This is a genomic window from Thermogemmatispora onikobensis (assembly GCF_001748285.1).
GTDB classification, from domain to species: domain Bacteria; phylum Chloroflexota; class Ktedonobacteria; order Ktedonobacterales; family Ktedonobacteraceae; genus Thermogemmatispora; species Thermogemmatispora onikobensis.
In genome coordinates this window covers 22856-42829 of sequence record NZ_BDGT01000027.1, presented here as the reverse complement: position 1 = coordinate 42829, position 19974 = coordinate 22856, and the positions used below count along the sequence as shown (strand labels likewise).

Here is a 19974-nt window from a genome sequence, read left to right as displayed (position 1 = left end):
GGCTGCTCTACCGATCCCGCTGCCAGATCAGCTCGGGCGACATGGTGCTGTGGGCGCAGCAGGCTCAATAGACGCTTGCCTTGCCACTGCCTGCCTGGCTGAGTCTGGCAGGGTTGGCTATGGACAGAGAAACGGATCAAGCAAAAGTGCTGTTGCTACTCCTCTCAAAATTCTTGCATCATTGCAAGAAAAATTGAGTAAAGATAATTGATTAGATACAATGAGTGGTCATTGTGGTGCGCACTAGCTCAGGCTCACCTCCTAGGGACCAGTCCCGCTGGCGGACGGGGACCAGCGTACCAGCAGCTCGTAAGCAGTGGTTTGCTGCAAAGCCGGGGCGAGCCAGATGGTGCGCTCCTCGAATCCGGAGAGCTGGACCGGATGGAGCGTCACCGGCCTACCGTTGAGGCGGGCCTCGCGGATACGCTGGTCGGGCAGGAGGGCCAGGCCGGGCAGCAGCTCCCAGTCTGCTTCACTGATTGTGAGCTGTACTTGCAGGCCATCCGATTCTGCGGTCAGCTCGACATCGAGAGAAGCTGAAGCGAGAGGGATCTGGCGCAGGGCTGCTCGGGGCCAGCTGCTGGGGGGCTGGGGGATACAGAGCAGGCGGCGTTTGGCCACATCGGGACGGAGGCCGAAAAAATAATGGACGACGGGCCAGACGATGCCGTAGCTTGACCAGAGCTGCAAGAAGCAGCCGCCATCGGGGGCGTACTCGCTCAGGGTGCCAGGTGAGGCCAGGCCGAAGGCTGTGCTCATGCGCAGCATCCAGGCCAGGGCCTGATCGGGGCGACCGTAGCGAGCCGCGCCGACTGCCAGGGCCCCCGAGGGCAAGGTCATAACCGCCCGGTTGCGCCGGGCATTGAGAACCAGCCCGCAGGCTTCCTGCCACTCGGGTGTCTGGAGGCGGGCCAGCAGTGAGCTGGCCTGAGCCAGGGAAGGCAAGCCAGCATCCAGAGCCAGGGCCTGGACCATATGGTAGAGTAGCCAGGGACGAGGAGCCTCCTCGGGCTGGGTGCTGCTGGAGTCGGAGGAAGCGGCCTGTTCCTGTGCCTGGAGGGCTTCCTCCAGGGCTGCCGCTGCTTCCTGCAGGGCCTGGGCCTCGCTCTCCTCTGCAGCGCGGGAGGCCTCGGCGGCGCGGGCCCGCAGCAGGGTCTGGTGCTGGCGCAGGCTGGAGGGGGAGGCGTAGAGATCGCCGAAGAGGCCCTCACGTGGCACCCACCAGGCGTCGCGCACATGGGCGCGAGTCTGCGCGGCGCGCTGGTGCAGGTCAGTGGCCAGCCCGGGGTCGTCCAGTTCAGCGGCCAGGGTTGCCAGGCAGTCCAGGGCCTCGGCCAGGTAGGCGGCCACATCCAGCGCCTGCACCTCATCGCTGGCCATCTCCGGCGTCTCTACGATGCTCTTGCCGTGGGGGACCAGGGTAGCGCGCCGGTCGCAGTCGGCCAGCGGCCAGGCGCGCAGGGCCTGCAGACAGAAAGGGAACAGCTCTCTCAGCAGGCCGCGGTCCCCTGTCCAGCAGTAGGTGTGGTAGAGAGCGCGCACGAAGAGCGGCAGCTCTACCAGATTGCCACTCGCCCAGAGCTGGCCATAGGGGAGCACTTCGTGAGGCACGGCGCTGTGAGGGTCGCAGCGTTCGCCGAAGGCGGCCAGGGTGCGCAGGCTGGCCACAGCGGCCTCGGTCTGTCCGCTGGGCAGCAGAGGCAGCACTCCATAGGCCGTATCGCAGCCAAACCACCAGGGGAAATCGGGCAGACCGGCCATCAGACCGGTGCCGATGCCTGGCACCTCCAGTAGGAGACGAGCGGTATTGGCCTTAGACCAGGCGAAGACCTCGTTGAAAGCCAGGTCGGGCGAGGAGAGGACGCAGTGCTCGAAGGGGGAGCGAGACTCAGCCTGGGCGCGGCGCTGAGCTTCGACGAGCACGGGCGTCAGGCCACCTGAGGCGTGTCCCCCACACGTCAGGTGGGCAAAGAGGTCGGCAGCCGACCCCGCGGTGCGCGCGGGGCCGGTGATGAGGAAACTGAGCTGCGCAGGCCCGGCGGAAGAGACCTGGCAGCGATACCAGAGCGCGGCGCCAGTGCCGCGCCCGCCGGTGCGCTCTGGCCCCCAGATGGGGTCGCCTACCTGCCAAGCAACAGGGGCGACGGTGGCTCCCACGCAGGCCGTCCAGTTGGGGTGGAGCGCGTCGCGCAGCACGACGGCGGCCAGCTCCTCATCATACTCGGCCAGGTCTTCCCCGTCGTGCCAGCCGAGGCGTTCCTCGGCCATCCAGGCGCCGTGTAAATCGCTGCGCACCACCAGGCCGCAGAGCACTTCGCCGGGCGCTGTCTCTGCCAGGTGTGGCGTTGCCTGGCCAGTCCTGCCCTCTGAAGCGGGCAGCGCTCTCAAGGTCAGTTGGATGACAAGGGCGCTTTCATCGGGAACGATCCATTCGTGTCGCTCGACGGCCAGGCTCAGCGCTGCCAGGGTGTAGCTGAATGTCACGCCGGCGGTGCTCCATTGCCAGCGCTCGGGGTCTGTGAGCCAGAGCACTTCCTCGCTTCCGGGCAGGCGCAGCGCAAGCCAGTAGCCGTCAAGCAGCTTGAGCGGCGGAGCCCACAGCCCGCCCATCTCGCCTGGCTGGTGCCAGCCTACATCGGGAAAGCGGCCCTCTAAGGTGGCGATGGTATAGAGGCGCCTGCCGCTGAGGGCGTAGTAGCGCTTCCCATCGGGACGCGCCTCTAAGGCTGGGCCTGCGTGCTGCTCTTCGTACACGGTTCCTTTCTCCTCTTCGGCAATACTGGTCTGGCCTCTCTGGCTTCCAGATACAAGGGAGCCAGGTGTGCTCTGGCGTTGTGGCTATGATCGGTTAGTAACCGCGCGTCGAGGCGCGCACAATCAGCTCGGGCTGTAGAAAGACGTGGGGCTCTTCTGGCGGGGTACCGCGCAGAACGGCGCACAGTAGGTGCACCAGAATGCGCCCCACCTCGTTGATGGGCTGGCGCAAGGTCGTGAGTGGGGGGGTGAGATACGAGCCAAGCCCAAGACCGTCGAAACCGATGACTGAGAAGGTGGGTCCAACCTGGACCCCGGCATCAAGGGCGGCCCGCATTACCCCGACGGCAAGTACATCGCTGATGGCAAAGATCGCTGTTGGTGGCTCTTCCCAGGAGAGTAGTTGCTGGGTGAGAAGATAGCCGTCTTTCTGGGAGATGCCGCTTGGAATACACAGGCGTGGATCGTAGGCCAGATTGGCCCCTGCCAGGGCCTCACGGTAGCCGGCGCGCCGATCGCGCTCCCAGTGGTAGGTGTCGCCACCTCCGATGAAGGCAATGCGCCGATGGCCTAAGCTGATAAGATGCTCTGTGCCGATTCTGGCCCCGCTGCGGTTGTCGACTTCGGCCCAGGGATAGGGATAGAGACGGGCCTCGGCCAGATCTTCGGCGGAGCGACCGAAAAGCACGTGGGGATAGCGGTGACGGCAGAGGTAGGCGAGGCGATGATCATTCGGTCGCAGGTCAGTCAGAATCACGCCGTCGGCGTGCCGTCCGCCAAGGATGCGCTGATAGACGCCTAGCTCGCGTTCTCCCTCCTCAGCTCGCACCAGGAGGACGTCGAGATGATGGCTGGCGGCCTCATCGGCGATGCCAGCGAGCAGCTCAACCAGGAAGGGATCAGCACTTCCTGCACCTGTGTCCAGGTTGAGGGCGCGCGAGACCAGGGCAATGGTGTCAGTGCGCGCGTGGTTGAGGTGCCGGGCACTGGCATTGGGTACGTAGTTGAGCTGCGCAGCCAGGTCCTGGATGCGCTGGCGCGTGGCCTGCGGAATCGAAGGGTCGTTGCGCAGCGCGCGCGAGACGGTCGATTTGTTGACGCCCGCCCGCCGGGCGATCTCCGCGATGGTGGGCCGCACAGTGTTCAGCTCGGGAAGCACCCGACTGGGCTGCCCCTCTGGCTGCCGCGGCTCGTTCGGGCCGGCGCTTGCCATGTGCTGCTCTTGTGTGGTCATCAGAGACCCCCCTGACCGCAGTCTCGTTGCTCGCTTGATCGGTCGCCACGCTGCGATCCGTCCTGATTAGTCCTGCCGGTTGGTTTGCGTACGCAACCGGTTGCGTTGCTATTGATTAGATACCATACGGAACGGTTGTCTGTCAAGATGGAAACTGGGCCAAAATGGGGGGCGTTCAGGGGGCCAGATGGGTGCTCGCTGATGTTTTTCTAGCCCGTTGTCTCTGCTCTCTCGACTTCGTCCTCGTGCTCGGGTATAATTAAGACGATCTTGAACAAATATTCGATTTATTGTCAACTTGTACGATCGGCCACGGAAGAGCCGCAGGCTCTGGAGGGGCAAGGAGGGATGGGGGAGGCCAGGGGCGCTACTACAAGGAGAGTACTCGATGATGACGCAGCATATAACTTGTGAAAAAGAGAGAATGCTGGGGGAGCCATCGATGCTCCGACGGCTGGCGGAGATTGATCTGGTGGTCCTGGACGCTGCCGTGGCCAGTGGTGTGGCGGGCGAGCGGGCGACTCGCCTGCTCGCGAATCGCCGCCGGCTGGCGCCGGCGCGTCCCGCTCACCTGCTGCTGCACGCCCACAGCCGGCAGGAAGAAGAGCAGGCGAGCGCCGCCGCGGAGCGCCTGGCGCCGCTGGTGGCGGCGGTCCATCTGCGGCGTCTCGGCAGTCGGAGCGAGGTGGCACGTGAGGCGCTGACGCTGCATCGGCAGCTCTGGCCCGCCGAGGATGAAGCGCAGCGCAAGGCGCGTCTCCTCCTGCTCATTCGGCGCGGCGGGGCCGGCACCCCGCAGTTCATTGCCCCCTTTGTCGGTGGGGCTGGCACGACCTGTGGGGCCTGGACGCCGATTGTGGCCTACCGTCGGGGTCGCCAGACCTGGATCGCTGGCTCCCGCTCCCGCGAGGAGGAGCGGGAGGCCGAACCGATTCGCGGCTTCCTGCGGGGCAACTACGCCCAGGGCGTCTGCCCGGTCGAATGCAGCTTCTGCTACCTGCGCGGCCTACAGGGGATGGGTCTCAAGAGCGTGGCGCTCAATCTGGAAGACGTCATCCCCGAGCTGGACCGTCTGCCGCGGGGCAGTGTGGTCAACTGGGCGGAACTGGGCGGCCCTGTCGAGGAAGATCCCTGGTTCGTCGATGAGCAGGGGCGCGGCTCGCTGGTGCAGACCATTCTGGATCTCTCCAGTGCGCGCGGGATCGTCTCCTTCTTCCTGACCAAGGGGGTCTACGAGCCCTACTTGCAGCTCGATGGCCGGCTGGCCCTCGTGGCCATCAGCCTGAACCCGGCAGTCATCTCGGCGCAGTTTGAGCCGGGCGGGGCCCTTCCGGAGGAGCGCCTGGGCGGCCTGGCCTGGGCTATTGATCATGGCGCCTTCGATCATACGATCCGGCTGGGGCCAATCATTCCCGTGGCGGGTTACCGCGCGGCCTATCACGAGCTGTTTGCCCAGATCCGCGACATCCTGGGGCCGCGGCTCAAGCGGATGACCGTGGATATTCTGCGCTTCTCGCCGCAGATGCCACGGCTGCTCAAGTCAAGCTTGCCCGAGGAACAGGTGACGCCCTTGCTCGCTGAGCTGGAGCCGGCGGTGGTGGCGCACAAATATCGCCCGTCGGCGGCGCGGCAGCAACGGCTCTACCAGTGGGTGCGGCTGCTCTTGGAGCGCTACGGCCTCGGCCAGGTGCAAACCACCCCCTGCAAGGCGGACCCACGGGAAGCCCTGCAGTTCCTCAAAGCCGGGGTGATCAGCAGCATGCCCTGCGCCTGCCACATCAGCTATCGGCTCCGTGCTCAGCTACAGCGCGGCCCGCTTCCTGTCATCAATCACACTCTACAGAAGTAGATTTTAATGCTCGCTTGATTATCTTAGGAGATTTTCTCTTGTCAAAGAACCTGTCATTAGGTATACTCCGATAGAGAGAGAGATAAAACTGATAGTGCGGTTTGTTTATTAAAAATTTGAAGATCCGAGGAGTGCTGCAAGCTCTGATCTCGGCGTATACTGCTTGCTTCGCTGTCTCCGAAGGGCCTGGCTGAGGAGGGTGGTGTGACTCGTCTTGTCCAGGGAGGGGATGGCCAGAAGCGGCGAGCTAGAAAGGAGCGCGTAATGGCTCCGCAGTCAGTGATCTGGAAGCTGGATGATCACACGCGTGCGAAACACGTCATTCTGCGCAAATACCTGGATGCCTGGCTCCCGATCCTTATCCGTGAGGGAAGAAGCGGATTGCTGATCGATGGTTTTGCCGGTCCGGGGGAGTACGTTGGAGGAGAAATCGGCTCGCCGCTCATTATGATCAGCGCGTATCAGCAGCATCGTGCTGCTTCTCTCCAACGGGGTACAGTGAAGTTTCTCTTTGTGGAGCTTGATCCAAAGCGGGCGGCTCATCTTCGACAGAAGCTCCAGGCCCATCTGCAGTACCAGCCGCTGCCGTCCACAGCGACCTACGAGGTATATACGGGCAGATTTGTAGATGCAATGACCAGTCTTCTGGCTAGCGGCTGCAGGCGCTATGATGCCATGTTTGTCTTTATCGATCCATTTGGCTTCTCCCATGCACCTATGGATGTTATTCGCAACCTGATGGCCTGCCCTCGCTGTGAGGTCTTGATCACCTTCATGCATGAGGAAATCAATCGTTTTCTGGAAGCTGATTACAGGACCAAGCAGCAACATTATGACTCCCTCTTCGGTACCACCGCATGGCAGACAATCACCCTTGATGCCCCCGATGTCCAGACACGGCAGCGGCGCCTGCACGACCTCTATCGCCAGCAGCTCTTAACTGTCGCTGGCGCTCGCTACGTGCGCTCATTCTGTATGCGCAATAGTAGAAATACAACTGATTATTTTCTCTTCTTTGCCACAAAGCATCGTCGAGGGATGAAAGAGATGAAACGGGCGATGTGGAAGGTTGACCCAACGGGTAACTTTGTCTTCTCCGACTGTACAGGAATGGGACAGGGATTCTTGCTTCATAACGATGATCCAGCAATTCTGGCTAAAGAGATTTACGATCATTTTAGAGGAAAAAGAGTTACTGTTGATGATATCGAAGAATTTGTTATTGCCGATACCGCATTTTTCAAGTATAAGTCGAGCCTGAGCCTGCTGGAAGAGAAGGGGAAGATTGTGGTCTATGGGTCGGAAGGGCGAAGGAAAGGCACCTACAGCGATCTGACCATGCCTGTCCTGTTTAGCTAGGGCCGGATCGATTATCTTACCGAATTGACTCGTCTCGCCCCCTGTTACCCGCTGTTCTCGCCTGAGCTCCCTGCCGGCAAGCGTGGAGGAGACAGCTGCATATGTTATCCTTCTCTCCGTGAGCGGTGTTTTGTCTGTGCTCCCTCCGCTGCTTCTGGTCGTCGAGAGGCGAGCGGACGACCGCATATGTTTCCTTTCTATTTTCTATCGAGAGCAAGGGGGGGGAGCCGTCTGGGTCGACGGCTGGACCCAGGCATTCACCTGCGTCTGAGCGAGGTCATGCTCTTGCCCTGCATCTGGAGAGAAAGGAGTGTCAGCGATGACCGAAGCCGATCGCACTGGCGACCGGATTGAGCGCACCATTGAAGTGCAAGGGATAGCCACCCATCTCTTCGAAGCCGGTCCTCCCACAGCCCCGCCGCTGCTCTACCTGCACGGCACCCATCTTGGCAATCTCTGGCTCGACTACCATCGGCTACTGGCCCAGCGATTCCACCTCTTTGCCCCCGACATCCCTGGTTTTGGCCTCAGCGAGCGGCCAGACTGGATGCACGATATGAGCGATTACGTGCTGTACTTCCGCGATCTCATGGCGGCCCTGGGTCTTGAGCGTGCCGCCCTGGTTGGGCACTCACTTGGAGGCTGGATGGCCGCCGAAATCGCCGTCTGGTATCCCGAGCGCGTCAGTCGGCTGGTTCTCTCCAACGCTGCGGGTCTGCGTGTCAAAGGGGTGCCGATCGCCGACATCTTTGCCCTGAGTCCTCAGCAGCTGTTAGAGACTTGCTTTGAGAATCTCATGGCCGCTGCGCCGCTGATTCCGCGTGAGATCAACACCGACTACTTTGTCCGCCTCTATGCCGAGCGCACCGCCCTGGCCGCCCTGGCCTGGAATCCTCACTACGATCCGAAGCTGGCGCTGCGTCTCCAGCGGCTGAGCTGCCCCACACTGATTGTGTGGGGAGCGCGCGATCGTCTGATTCCACCTGCCTATGGCCAGGAGTGGCAGCGTCTCATTCCCGGTGCGCAGCTAATCATGCTGGAAGGGACTGGCCACATGCCCATGTTCGAGCAGGCCCAGCAATGGGCTGCGCACATCTCCTCATTTCTCGCGGAGCCACGGCAGTAGCAACAGGAGGTGAGACCCTCATGAGCCGCCCTCGACTCACTTTTCACTACTTCCATCTCATGCCCTGGCCTGATCTACCACCCGACTTTGACGAAAAGTACGACTCGGCCTGGGTGACGCTGCCCAACAGCATCTATGATCCCGAGAAGGGTCACGCTCTCTACAACCGCTACTTTGACGAGCTAGAGCGGGCCGACAAACTGGGTTGGGACAGCGTTTGCGTCAACGAGCATCATCAGAATGCCTACGGTACGATGCCCTCACCCAACATCATGGCTGCTGTGCTGACCCAGCGCATTAAGCGGGCCCGGATCGGCATCATCGGCAATGCCTTGCCGCTGCACGACGATCCGCTGCGCGTGGCGGAAGAGATCGCCATGCTGGATGTCATCAGCGGTGGGCGCATCATCTCCGGCTTTGTGCGTGGCACCGGCATGGAATACTTCAGCTACAACATTAATCCCACTCTCAGCCGCGAGCGCATGAACGAGGCGCACGATCTCATCATCCAGGCCTGGACGCGGCCCGGCCCTTTCAGCTTCGAGGGCGAGCACTACAACTATCGCTACGTCAACATCTGGCCTCGGCCCTTGCAGAAGCCGCATCCGCCGATTTGGATGCCGGGCACCGCCAGCCTGGAGACCATCGACTTTGCCGCTGCCCATCGCTATCCCTATATGACCGTCTTCATGCCAATGGAGCAGCGCAAGCGCGCCTATGAATTGTATCGCCGCCTGGCTGAGGAGAAATATGGCTACGAGGCTCAGCCCGAACAGCTTGCCTTTTGCGTACCTATTGCCATCGCCGAGACCGACGACCTGGCCATGAAAGAGGGTGAGCGCTACATGATGTGGCTCTTCCAGAAGGCCATGAAGGTCCCGACGGAGTTCTTCATGCCGCCAGGCTACATGAGCCTGCGCAGCATTCGGGCCGCCATTGAGAACCGGGCCAGTTTTGGCTTTGGTGACACGACCTTCAGGGAGCTGGTGGAGCAGGGGGTGGTCATTGCTGGCAGCCCGGCGACCGTTATCGAGAAGCTGAGCTACTACACGGAGGTATTGCATGCTGGCATGCTGGTCACTGGGGGCTGTACTGACGGCATGCCTGATTACCTGGTGCTCAAGCATCAGGAGATGATGGCCAAAGAAGTGATGCCTTACTTCCGGCAACAGGAGCCACCGCCAGCGCCACGACCGGCTGAGATCCACAGTGAGCAAGCCTGAGAGCCTGGGAAGAGAAGAGAGTTCGCCGTAGAAGGCGCAGAAGCAGAAGCGACCAGGAGGGAGTGAACCGGTACTTTCGGGAGTGCTCTGTCAGTTGTCAGATGGTGGCGCGTGTCCTCCTTAGAGGAGAGACGCAGAACAGCGGCAATTCCTGCCTGCTTGTCTGGTCAGGCAATCGGGGCTCTCGTTGCCTGGGACTGCAGGCCCCAAAGGGGGAGATCGATTGTGTTTGCTGCGACCGCGCCACCCATCTGGCTGAAAGAGAGGCTGCCACGGCTGGTTTGCCCACGCTGTGCCGCCCGTCAAACGGCGGCTATAGCCAAATCGCCGCAGCAAGCTGGCATGCGAGTAATACCTTCGGAGGGCAGTGCTTCTAGTGGCCTCAGTGGCTCTAGCGACTTAGCACACAGGCAGAGACAATCTGAGAATGAGGGGTGAAGCTAGCTCGCCTGTGTCTCACCTGGCAGAATTGTGCTCTCGCGCCTTCCTGCCGTCCGATTGGCAGCTGGCTGTGTCTCAAGAGCCACTGCTTTCTCGGACGGCTGGATTTTGTATGCAATACTGGGCAGTCTTATCCTGGCCTGGCAGAGGTGAGGTCGTGCTCGCCATGTGCCCTGCCTTCCTTGATTGCGGAACCAAGCGAGCTGCGAATTGGCAATAAGTAAGGCTCTCGCCCCCACGGCGAGAGCAAACTAGCTAATCTATGGGAGGTGTATAGTGGCAATCGCTGGCAGGTCAGGAATGAGGCAGCTCAGTTCAAAAAGAGTCGGGAAGTTTGGGGGTATTGCCATTAATGTGCGAGGAGCAAATGGCTCGAAAATGTAGAGCAGCTTGCCTTTTCAAAGAGAACGAAGTATACTTTTTTTTAAAAAGTAGCCTCTAAAGTCAGAGGAAACCGATGGCCGTCCCCGGAAAGGAGAGCCTGCCTTTTTGCACAAATATGAGGGTGAAGATGGGAAGAATATGACCACTGTGGGATTCCGCGGCTGCCGCGAGAGGGGTCCGCGTTCTGGATGTTTTCGACTCAGCGAAGGAGATCTGGAGACGCCGACACTCTTTCCTGTTGCCTCCCTGATCACAGGCACCACGCCGCGCGGAGGAGGAATCTGGAAATATGTGCTGCAGGCTCATCCACATGGGCTGCTGCGCCAGCAGAGGCCCATCATGACCCAGGTCCTCCACTTCCTTGATTTTTCCATTCGCCCCAAGTGGCTGGCTTTTTGGCGGCAGCGCCCCTTGCGCGAGCACTATCAGGCCGCCTTTCCTGAGCTGCACTATCGGGCGCCTCTCTTCTGTGACTCTGGAGGCTTCCGGCTGCTGTGGAACAGCCAGCTGGACCTCTCGCGCTATGGACTGGAGGCCACGCCGCAGACCATTCTTCACCTGCAGCAGGATTTCGGGGCCAGTCTCCTTGCCACCCTCGATTATCCGCTCCCATCCGGGCTGGTGCGCGCAGAGGCCGAGGCGCGTATGGCGCGCAGTCTGGCCAATGTGGGGATCACCCTGCGCCTGCTGGCGGAGCAGTCTGGCCCTCCCCCGTTCGTGTATGCGGCGGTCCATGGGCAGACCCCCGACGACCTGCGCCACGCGGTGCAGCGCGTCTTTGCGCTGCGCGAGGCCGAGGGACTGCAGCGCATCCCGCTGGGGATTGCCATCGGTTCGCTGGTGCCGTTGCGCCTGCGGGGGGCCGAGAAGCTGCTGACCATCATCGACCTGGTGCAGGCCGCCATCGAGGGCATTCCGGCAGCCGAGCGGCCCACGACCCCGGTGCACCTGTTTGGGGTCACAGGCACGCTCATCCCGCTGCTCGCCTATCTTGGAGTGGATACCTTTGACTCCAGTACCTACGTGCAGATGGCGCGCAGCCTGCGCTATCACGATCCAGTCAGGCACCACTTTGTGCCGGTCCTGGAGTTGCAAGAGTGGACCTGTAGCTGCCCGGTGTGTCAGACCAGCTCGCTCGCGGAGCTGCAGGCGGGGCTGACATCCCTCACCCCAGCGGGTCGCCCATTAGAGAACGGGTCCTATAAGAGCCGCTATTATGCCGAGGTGGCGCTGCACAATCTCGAGCAAGATCTCCGCCTGGTGGAGGAGGTGCGCCAGGCGGTGGCAGCAGACGCCCTGGCGGACTTTCTGCTGCGCTGGGTGGAGGGGCATGAGCGCCTCCGAGAGGCTCTGGCCCGGCTTCAGCAGCGAGACGAGCGCTTGCGCCGGCTCGGCTCGAGGCGTTCGTTTGGTGGGACCAGTCAGCCCAGCTTGCCAGCGGGGACCGGTGGCCGTCGGGCCGTCTCCCTGGCCTACACCCCCGAGGCATTCAACATCGTCAGCAATGGCTATGCTCCCCCGGTGGACAAGCGCCTGTTGCTGGTGTTGCCCTGCTCGGGAGAGAAACCCTATTCGCAGTCGCGCACGCACCGCTACGTCAGAGAGCGGCTGCAGGCGGCACTTGGTGAGCAGCTGCACGGCATTCACTGGGTGACGCTCTCGGGCCTGTATGGGCCGGTGCCCGAGGAGTGGGAGCAGGCCCCAGAAGTGCTGGGTTACGACTTCCGGTTGGAGGGAAGCAACCAGCAGCAAATCGAGCTCGTTGCCGGGCGGCTGACTCGCTATCTGGAGCGCTGGGGAGAGCACTACGTGGCCTGCCTGGGGTATGCGACGAGTCGAGCTTACCGGCAGGCGATGGAGCTGGCGGCGCGCCGCACGGGCCGGCTGGAGGTGCTGCCCTGCAAACCGAAAGCCCGTCGACTGACCGCCTTCTTTCGCCGGGAGTATCTGGAGGAGCTCGTTGCTTCCATTCTCATACAGCTCGAACAGGCAGACGGCTAGTTGTTGGAAAGGAGAAGGCCATGTCCCCCTATGAGGAGATGCGGGACCTGCTTCAGGATATGATGCGAGATATCATAACCGCTCGCGATTTTCCCCCGCCAAACTTGCTCTGGGAACGCTATCATCAGCGTATAGAGCCTCTCTGTAAGAGGGAAGAGCTGAGGGAGGAATTCGTTGCTCTGGGAGGAGACATCCTTTTGCCTCGGGCGATAGAACTTGTTCGCCTTCTGAAGCAGCTCCGACAGCGCTTCGATGCGTTGGGGCCGTCGAGATCACTGGTGGAGCATATGCGTATGGAAGCGCTGGTAAGGCGGCGACCGCCGCGCCTTCTTCGCCTGGAAGATCTGCCAGGAGAGCTTGAGATGATTGCTCGACTCTTGAGGCCCAGTGAAGAGGAGCAGCAGCATCAGGACAGTAGCACCGCTGCTAGAGAGGGGGAACTCCGTGTCTCTACTTTCCAAGTCGAGGGCTGGAAAAAAGCGCTGGAAGTCATCCGCCATCGTCAGGGTATGGTGATTACTGCTCCCACAGGGAGCGGTAAAACTGAGGTTTTCTTGCTGCCTATTATCTATGAGATTACTCGCCAATTGGCGGAAGAAGTACCTGCCAATCAGGTGCCGCGCTTCGTTCTGCTCTATCCGCGAGTCACCTTGCTGAAGGACCAACTGGAGCGGGCCCTGCGCTATGTGTATCGCGCCGAGTTGGAAATAAGCCTAAAGAGCCTCTGGGGTGGGGCTGTCCCTCCTAAAGGGAAACGTATCACGATAGGTTTCCAGTTTGGTGGGGTGGGACCAGACCCCGAGTCTGCCCTTGAAAACAGTGAGATCTTTGAAGGTTATACATTCAGATATATAGATAAATGTGTGATTTGTAAAAAAGGCCATTACGAATTAGATCCTAAAAAATACAATAACAGGAAGAATACGCTATTGAAATGTAATAGCTGTGGAGCAAATTTTCATATCTCTATTGGAAGGAACTATCATGCCGATCTGATGCCGCATCTGCTGATTACGACTGCTGAATCCTTTGATCAAATATCTATATATCCTCTAGAGAAGTTTGAGAACTACATCAAATCTATAGCTGGTATTGTACTTGATGAGGCTCACGTCTATCACTCAATCTACGGATCTCATATCCATCATATGCTGAGGCGCCTTGAGGAACTCAGAGATGGTCAAGCGCTTGCCAAGTTAGCAGCAAGTGCAACTATTCTTGAGCCTGAGAGGTTTGCCGCCAACTTATTCTATGGAGGGAAGTCTGACCAGCTTGTTGTGCATAAGGCTGAAGATGACAGCAGCGTACCGACAGGCCTTGAGCTACTCTATGTCTTGCAGAAGCCCGAAGAGCGGGTAGAGGCCTCCTCCTTACTGATTCAGACAGTGATGGCCGTGGGTCATGCCCTTCTCAGAGGAGAGGGGCGAAGCACCGTCTTCTGTGATTCCCTGGATATGGTCGGCAGATTCCGTGCGCAGATCAGCGATGCCGAGGAGCAGCGCCGGCTCTGGTCATTTCGCTGTAACCTGGAACAGCTCTGCTTCAACCAGCGTCGGTGTCCGCGTACAGCTCCAGCCTCTTGTCGCATCTATGAGCAGGGCGAGTGCTGGCGTGGCCTGCCTGCAGGCGGGCAGTGCACCAGCGAACTCCCTGATCTGCATATACAACCATTGAAAATAGTGGAAGTGACATCTAAGGCTAAAGCCGCTCATTACGACGAGGATATTATACTAGCTACGGCAGCTTTTGAAATTGGCGTTGATGATAGTCGTATTCAAGCTGTCATCCAGTATCTTATTCCTCACACTCTATTTTCCTTTATTCAGAGGCGTGGCCGAGCCGGTCGGGGCTGGCGCTCGACTGCCTATAGCATGCTGGTCTTGGATACCTCCCCGATTAGCCATTTCTACCTCCGCCATTACAGGCGGCTGATCGAGGGCAGCTACGAGCTGCCGCTGAAGACTGACAATCCTGTTATCTCCTCAATACATGGTATCATCTCAAGAAAGCGGAAGGAATTAGCTGCCTATACCTCTCTGCACAAGGTGGAGAAAGGATTGCTGCAATGGATCTGGGATAATATTAGTAATTGTGGTATAATTAATCAATATTATAAAAATGATATAACTAAATATAGTGACGCATCTTTAGAGGAAAAGTTGAAATTTTTGAAAAAGTGGATAAATATCAATAAAGTAGATTTGGAATATAAATTAGGGATAAAATCACTTATAGATCATGTAGAAGATGAAATATGCACACTGGAAGAAACTGCACGTTTGAGCCTGGATTTCCTAAAGCAAGAGGATTCCTCCTCTGAGGAGATCTCACGACATTTCCTCAAGATGAATGACTATCTGTCGCATCTTCTGTATAGTACTAAAGACAGACATACCATTGAAAGGATCTCATATATAATTAGTAGAATGGCTGATTTGTGGAAAAATGTTGCTGATAACGGAATAAAAAATTTTAGTGATGTAGAAAGGTTATACAAATTCTTTTTCAAACTAGAAGAGCTTTTTAAGGATAAGAGAATCCTTCGCTATCCACCTGAGGCTATGAAAATTGTGCTGCAGGCTAGCTTCTATCTCCACCTGGACGATATTAGTGACAACGCTTGCAATTACAGGGTGGAGTATCTCTTGCCAGAGGGTTATTTCTTGGCCACAAAGCCAATTCTTGTCAATGCCAGCCTGGTTAGAGGGGAGGGAGTAGAGCCCGAAACCAAGGTTGAGCTAGAGAACATCGGCGTACTTGCCAATGCGCTCACTCCTTACAGAACGCTCTATCGCTACTACGCTCGTCATATCTCAACCATAGACGTTGTCCCTCTCCCGGAGCGAAGTAGCGACCACGAAATCACCATTCGGCTTCGAGGGGCTGAGGGATTGCATCACGCCGAGTTTTTCGCGCCATATAAGGTCTCTGTAAGAACTTTAGAGACGGATAAGCAAGGGCAGCAAGTCGTTAAGATGTGCGAGAATTGTCGCATGATTTATAGTATCAGTCGTACACGCCACTGCTGTGACTCGCAGCTTCGTTACGTAACGTTGCAGGCATCTCCGGTGATAAAGCGCAGCTACACGGTTGGCCCAGCAGAGCGACGACTCACTTTCTCCCTCAGTCTTCTTAAGACCATGAAAGGCGTGACGATAGTCGAAGGGGCAGAGGTCTCCGCGCGTCGGATGCTTCCGGAAGCCAACGGGCACTATGTTCCGCAAAAGAGGCCACCGCTCTCCTTCCTGGCTCGCTATGAGATCCCCCTGCGCTACGACCTCACTACCGATGGGATTCGCTGGCAGCTTCAGAATCTCGTCACGACGCTACTCACTGATCAGCAGCTCCACCAGGAGCTTGGCCAGATCAAGGTACAGGGGCAGCCCAAGCATCTGGACAGCGAGCTGATTCTCCATACTGCTGCTCATATGCTCTACAAAACTATTGCTACTATGAGTGGCGTCAATGAGCAGGCACTGGAGTACTGGTATGATGTCCAGCGGTGTGAGGTAGTTGTCTGGGAAGGCTATGAGGGCGGTGCTGGACTCTCGGAGGTGTTTGCCCATGCCCTGAAAACGCGACCGAGGGAAGTCTATCAAGCCTTGCTGGCCTCTGTGCTTTGCCCGATTAACCTGGCAGAGGACCCCCAGCAGCCAATGGAGCAGGGCTGGCGTGAGGAGTTTGCGCGCAGCTGGCTGTTGTCCATTGGACCCATGGAACCCCTTGCCCAGACGTTCTCGGGGCAGGTGGTCATCGATCAGATTGCTGACGAGGCAGAATGGACCCGTCAGTATGGCGGCGACCAGCTTGCAGAGGACGAGAGTAGCAAACTCTCCTGCCACGCACACGATGGCTGTCCTGTCTGTATCTATGTCACAACTTGCTGCCGAGGACGTTACAGGCAAGCGCCATATGTCAGTCGCCGCGTGGGGGAGGCCCTCGTACGGCAGCTGCTACGCCGTACCTCGCGGAGCGAGGTTGATCAGCTACACGCTGAAGCAGCCAGTCTGGGACTGGAAACTGTGGCTTGCTGGCCACTGGATCGTCAAGAACAGGAGTGGGCGCTCTTCCTTCTCTAAAGCCGCCTGATAGGTTCAGGATAGGAGTTGAGCCATGGCAACTGAAGAGAGGGCCGACCTTTTCTCTCCCGCTTCGCCCTCGCCTCCTACACCCTCGATGATGCCAGAGGCCCATCGTGCCGAGGAGCTCAGCCTGGCATATGTCCTGGCTCTTGCCGCCAGAGCTGGTGTCAATTACTCGCTCCTGAAGAGGGATTATGGCATCGATATTTCTTTTCGTAGGCCAAGGATAATCGACGGCGAGATCGACGATAGTGGCAGCATGATGGTAGATGCGCAATTGAAAGCCTCGCGCAACTACCGCCTCAGAGGAGACTATATCGTTTATGATCTCCCTGCAAAAAACTATCGCAAGCTCGTGAACAGCATCTTTTCTGTTCTATTACTACTCTGCCTGCCACCAAGTATTGATCACTGGCTGCATCAAAGTGAGGAATGCCTGAGCATCTACAAGTGTTGTTACTATTGGAAGCCTCAAGGACGTGTTGAAATTGATCAGGTAAGATCTAAAACAATCTATATCCCTAAAGCGAACCTCTTTACGGAAGCAGTCTTGCTCAGCCTGCTTGATGAGGCGCAAGCGAAGGTAAGGTTATGATGCATAGATCGTTAGAGGAGCTCCCGCTTGACTTGGTGAGCATTGCCGATGTCCAGGCTTACCTGCAAGCGCATGGCTGGCGTCAGATCGAGTACAGTGACCAGCAGCTGCTGGTCTTTGCCGGTCCGGCCAATAAGCTGGGTGAGCCGATGCTCATTGCGTTACCGCGTTCGAAGGATCTGGGAGGAGCCGAGCTGCGCCTGACCGAAGCTCTGCACAGACTGGCGGAGATTGAGCATGTACCTCCAACCACCCTCATTAGCCGCATTCAAGCAGCCAGTGCTGATGCCATTTACTTGCGCTTGCTTATTTCATCCTCAGAGCTGCCCTCGCTAGAGACCGTGTCTTCCTTCTTGAGTGGCTGCAGAAACCTGGTTATCTTTTCTGCTTGTATGGAACTGATAGGACAGCGCTATTTCGCGCAGCCAACCGCTACTGCCAGGAGGTTCACCAGACGTTTCCAATTCGGTCACACCTATCAATCGAGCTTCGGTTTTGTACTTCAGGCCCCGGTGACCAGTGAGCAAGGGCAGCTGCCGTTTTCCTCTCTGGAAGGATCTCCCATTCCTCTTGGAAGGAGGGTCGTCGAGCGGATTACGAGAGGACTGCTCATGCTTAGCACTGCAGCTCGGGCAGGAGATGATCGACTTCTAGTCGAGCACTACTCAGAAGGATTGAATGCCAATATGTGCAGCGCGGTTGCCGAAATGCTCAGGGTGGTTGGTGATACCGCCGTGGAGTACTCTGTTAGCTGGTCGCCTCTCTTGTCTGCTCCTAGTGACCTCTCTCATCTTCCTCCCTTGCAGCTGCATCGCTCTTCAATCCCCTACCTTGAAAAGGCTGCTCAGCTCCTGCGAGCCAGCCAGGATGGAAGCAGTGGAAAGGAGCAGACAATCACTGGCGTGATCACTGAATTACACTGGGAGGATACAGAGCGAGGACAGGTACGCCTGAAAAGTCCTGAACTGGGTACTCTGCACCTCTCCCTCGAATCCTCCCAGTATGCACTTGCTTGCGATGCTCATCGCGATCGACGCCTGGTCAGCGTGACGGGGACACTGGTACGTGCCCCCGCTAGGCGTAAGAGGATCTGGGTCTTGCTCCATCCCCATGATTTCCGGGTACTTGAGCAACTGGCTTGACAGGCTATCATTTCTGCCCATAGACTACGTAATATTGATACTCTACCTGTAATATTTCCATTTCTCGATCGATTTCTCGCAGTACGAGATCAAATTGTTTCTCATCAATATTGAGCTGCTGATGTAAGAGCGGGAAAAGACCTGGAAAGGTGGCCATCAGGTTCTTCTGTAGCATCACCCCCTCGTGACGACCCCAGGGACCAACCGGTACGCTCAGCGTTTCCAAACGAACATGGTGCAGACCAAGCTCCTGGAAAAGGTTGCCAAGACGATCCGCAAGGGCCGGATCATAGCCAGCTCGCTTGCTAGCCTGGCGATACCACTCAATGAACAGCCTGAGAGCGGGACCCGCGTTCACAAAGGTGTCACCCCCCTCGAATAGCTCGATCCAGCCACCGGGCGCTGTCACCCGCTGCAACTCCTGCAACAGGAAGGGCCAGCTCTTCGCTGGAATACCCATAGCAAGCAAACGCTGGTGAACATAGTCAAAAGTGTGTGCGGGAAAAGGCAAGCCCTGCAGAACGTTCCCTTGCAAAAAGCTCACATTCGGGGGCAGCTTCTGCGGCGGCGTCGACCACTCCAGATCAATACCATAGACACGCGCCTGCGGAAAAGCCCGCGCCATCTCGATGACCCACCGCCCTGTGCCACAGCCAACGTCGAGAATAGCCCGCACTCGCTCCTTGTCAAGCGGCGCCAGGTAATTGCTTTTGAGGACATGCTTGAGGTAGAAGTGCTGGAAGTCGAGCCGATTAGCTTCAATGAGATCCTTCGGCAGCAGGTAATCTGTATCTATCAAGTAGCGCCTGGCGAAAGCCGCCACCTGGGGAGGCTGGGGAAGCCTGACAGTCGGATATCGCTCCAGCGCCTGTCGCTGGACGAGCGTACTGCCAGCTCCTACCAGCTCCAGCTGATCCGTGACCTTGGGCTGCTGAAGCTGCCCGTTGCCTCCATAGCCTGGATCACTCGCGGAGCCGCAACCTGGCCAGCTTCCAATTGCTACACGGGTCAGGAGGCCAGCAGTATGCAAGGCCCCAGGGGATGCTGATCCGAAAGAGGTGGTCGCTGCTGGACTGACCGGGCGTCTGTCTCGCCTAGCCTTCGCAGCCTGCTCTGGATGAGCCTCCGCTGGCCCTCGCTCCGCTGCTCCTGTCCCAGCAACCATCTGCAATGGCGCCGCTCTCCGCAGCCCGCGCCTTTGACCCTTGCCTCGCCACAATTGCTTCAGCCAATGCAAGATATTCATAGACACAACCGCTCCCTACGATATTTTTTGCTCCTCCTGAGCTTCATCCAGATCCTCTCTTGCCCTGTGACAGCGCGCTCTCTTGCCTCGTCCCATTCGTTGACTGGCCGCGGCGCGGCGCTACTCTGCTCTGCTCTGCGACCTCTTTGTTGGTTGCTCTCTTCGCTGCTTCACTGAGTCCTCGCCCATCCCCGGCCTGCCAGCCTGGACCCCGCTGACTGGTCTGGACGTGAGACGATTGCAAGTGCTTCTTTATTGTACTACGCTTCTATGGGCCTATTTTTCAAGGCATCGGCTGGCAATTTTAGACATATTTCCTAACTTCTATCAGATTTCCTGTGTACAGTCAGTTCCCAGAGAACCTTGCTATTAAAATTGTAATCCCCACTTGATATTACTGCCTGCCCGCTAAGAAGCAGGCAGTAATATCGATTTTTAAGTCGATAAAAAATATAAATTCTGGTTGAACAGGCCAGAGAGAACATCAGGCGGGTAGCTGCAAAGGATGAGAGAGCAGGTCGGGCGGAAGAAGAGTGGA

Annotated in this window: 11 protein-coding genes; 8 read left to right on the top strand and 3 right to left on the bottom strand. The window is 58.2% G+C overall.

Going from position 1 to position 19974, the window contains the following annotated elements; genetic code table 11:
• Positions 1–261: 261 nt before the first annotated feature.
• Positions 262–2754: a glucosidase family protein gene (locus BGC09_RS12915; RefSeq protein ID WP_069804406.1), complete on the bottom strand. Its 2493-nt coding sequence runs from the start codon at positions 2752–2754 to the stop codon at positions 262–264.
• 94 nt (positions 2755–2848) lie between these two features.
• Positions 2849–3988 (bottom strand): LacI family DNA-binding transcriptional regulator, encoded by a 1140-nt coding sequence (locus BGC09_RS12910; protein WP_084658678.1) that lies wholly within the window; start codon positions 3986–3988, stop codon positions 2849–2851.
• A 388-nt stretch (positions 3989–4376) separates the two neighbouring features.
• Here BGC09_RS12910 and BGC09_RS12905 point away from each other — a divergent pair, with 388 nt between their 5' ends.
• The 8 genes from BGC09_RS12905 (at position 4377) to BGC09_RS12870 (ending at position 18190) form a co-directional block, all read left to right on the top strand.
• Positions 4377–5837, top strand: a complete 1461-nt coding sequence (locus BGC09_RS12905) for a radical SAM family protein (RefSeq protein WP_141727774.1) — start codon at positions 4377–4379, stop codon at positions 5835–5837.
• Between the two features lie 264 nt (positions 5838–6101).
• Positions 6102–7196: a three-Cys-motif partner protein TcmP gene (locus BGC09_RS12900; protein ID WP_069804403.1), complete on the top strand. Its 1095-nt coding sequence runs from the start codon at positions 6102–6104 to the stop codon at positions 7194–7196.
• Between the two features lie 319 nt (positions 7197–7515).
• The gene (locus tag BGC09_RS12895; RefSeq protein WP_069804402.1) at positions 7516–8322 is read left to right on the top strand and encodes an alpha/beta fold hydrolase; all 807 of its coding nucleotides are present in this window, start codon (positions 7516–7518) and stop codon (positions 8320–8322) included.
• 20 nt (positions 8323–8342) lie between these two features.
• Positions 8343–9545, top strand: coding sequence for an LLM class flavin-dependent oxidoreductase (locus BGC09_RS12890; protein ID WP_069804401.1), 1203 nt, complete (start codon positions 8343–8345; stop codon positions 9543–9545).
• Positions 9546–10475: 930 nt separating this feature from the next.
• Complete coding sequence (locus tag BGC09_RS12885) at positions 10476–12371, top strand: tRNA-guanine transglycosylase (RefSeq protein WP_141727773.1); 1896 nt, start codon at positions 10476–10478, stop codon at positions 12369–12371.
• 20 nt (positions 12372–12391) lie between these two features.
• The gene (locus BGC09_RS12880; RefSeq protein ID WP_069804400.1) at positions 12392–16450 is read left to right on the top strand and encodes a DEAD/DEAH box helicase; all 4059 of its coding nucleotides are present in this window, start codon (positions 12392–12394) and stop codon (positions 16448–16450) included.
• A 34-nt stretch (positions 16451–16484) separates the two neighbouring features.
• The gene (locus BGC09_RS12875; protein ID WP_069804399.1) at positions 16485–17048 is read left to right on the top strand and encodes a DUF4365 domain-containing protein; all 564 of its coding nucleotides are present in this window, start codon (positions 16485–16487) and stop codon (positions 17046–17048) included.
• The gene (locus tag BGC09_RS12870) at positions 17045–18190 is read left to right on the top strand and encodes a hypothetical protein (RefSeq protein WP_141727772.1); all 1146 of its coding nucleotides are present in this window, start codon (positions 17045–17047) and stop codon (positions 18188–18190) included. Before BGC09_RS12875 ends, BGC09_RS12870 begins: the two co-directional genes overlap by 4 nt.
• 7 nt (positions 18191–18197) lie before the next feature.
• Here the strand turns inward: BGC09_RS12870 and BGC09_RS12865 are convergent, their stop codons facing one another.
• Positions 18198–19436, bottom strand: coding sequence for a class I SAM-dependent methyltransferase (locus BGC09_RS12865; protein WP_069804397.1), 1239 nt, complete (start codon positions 19434–19436; stop codon positions 18198–18200).
• Positions 19437–19974 lie beyond the last annotated feature (538 nt).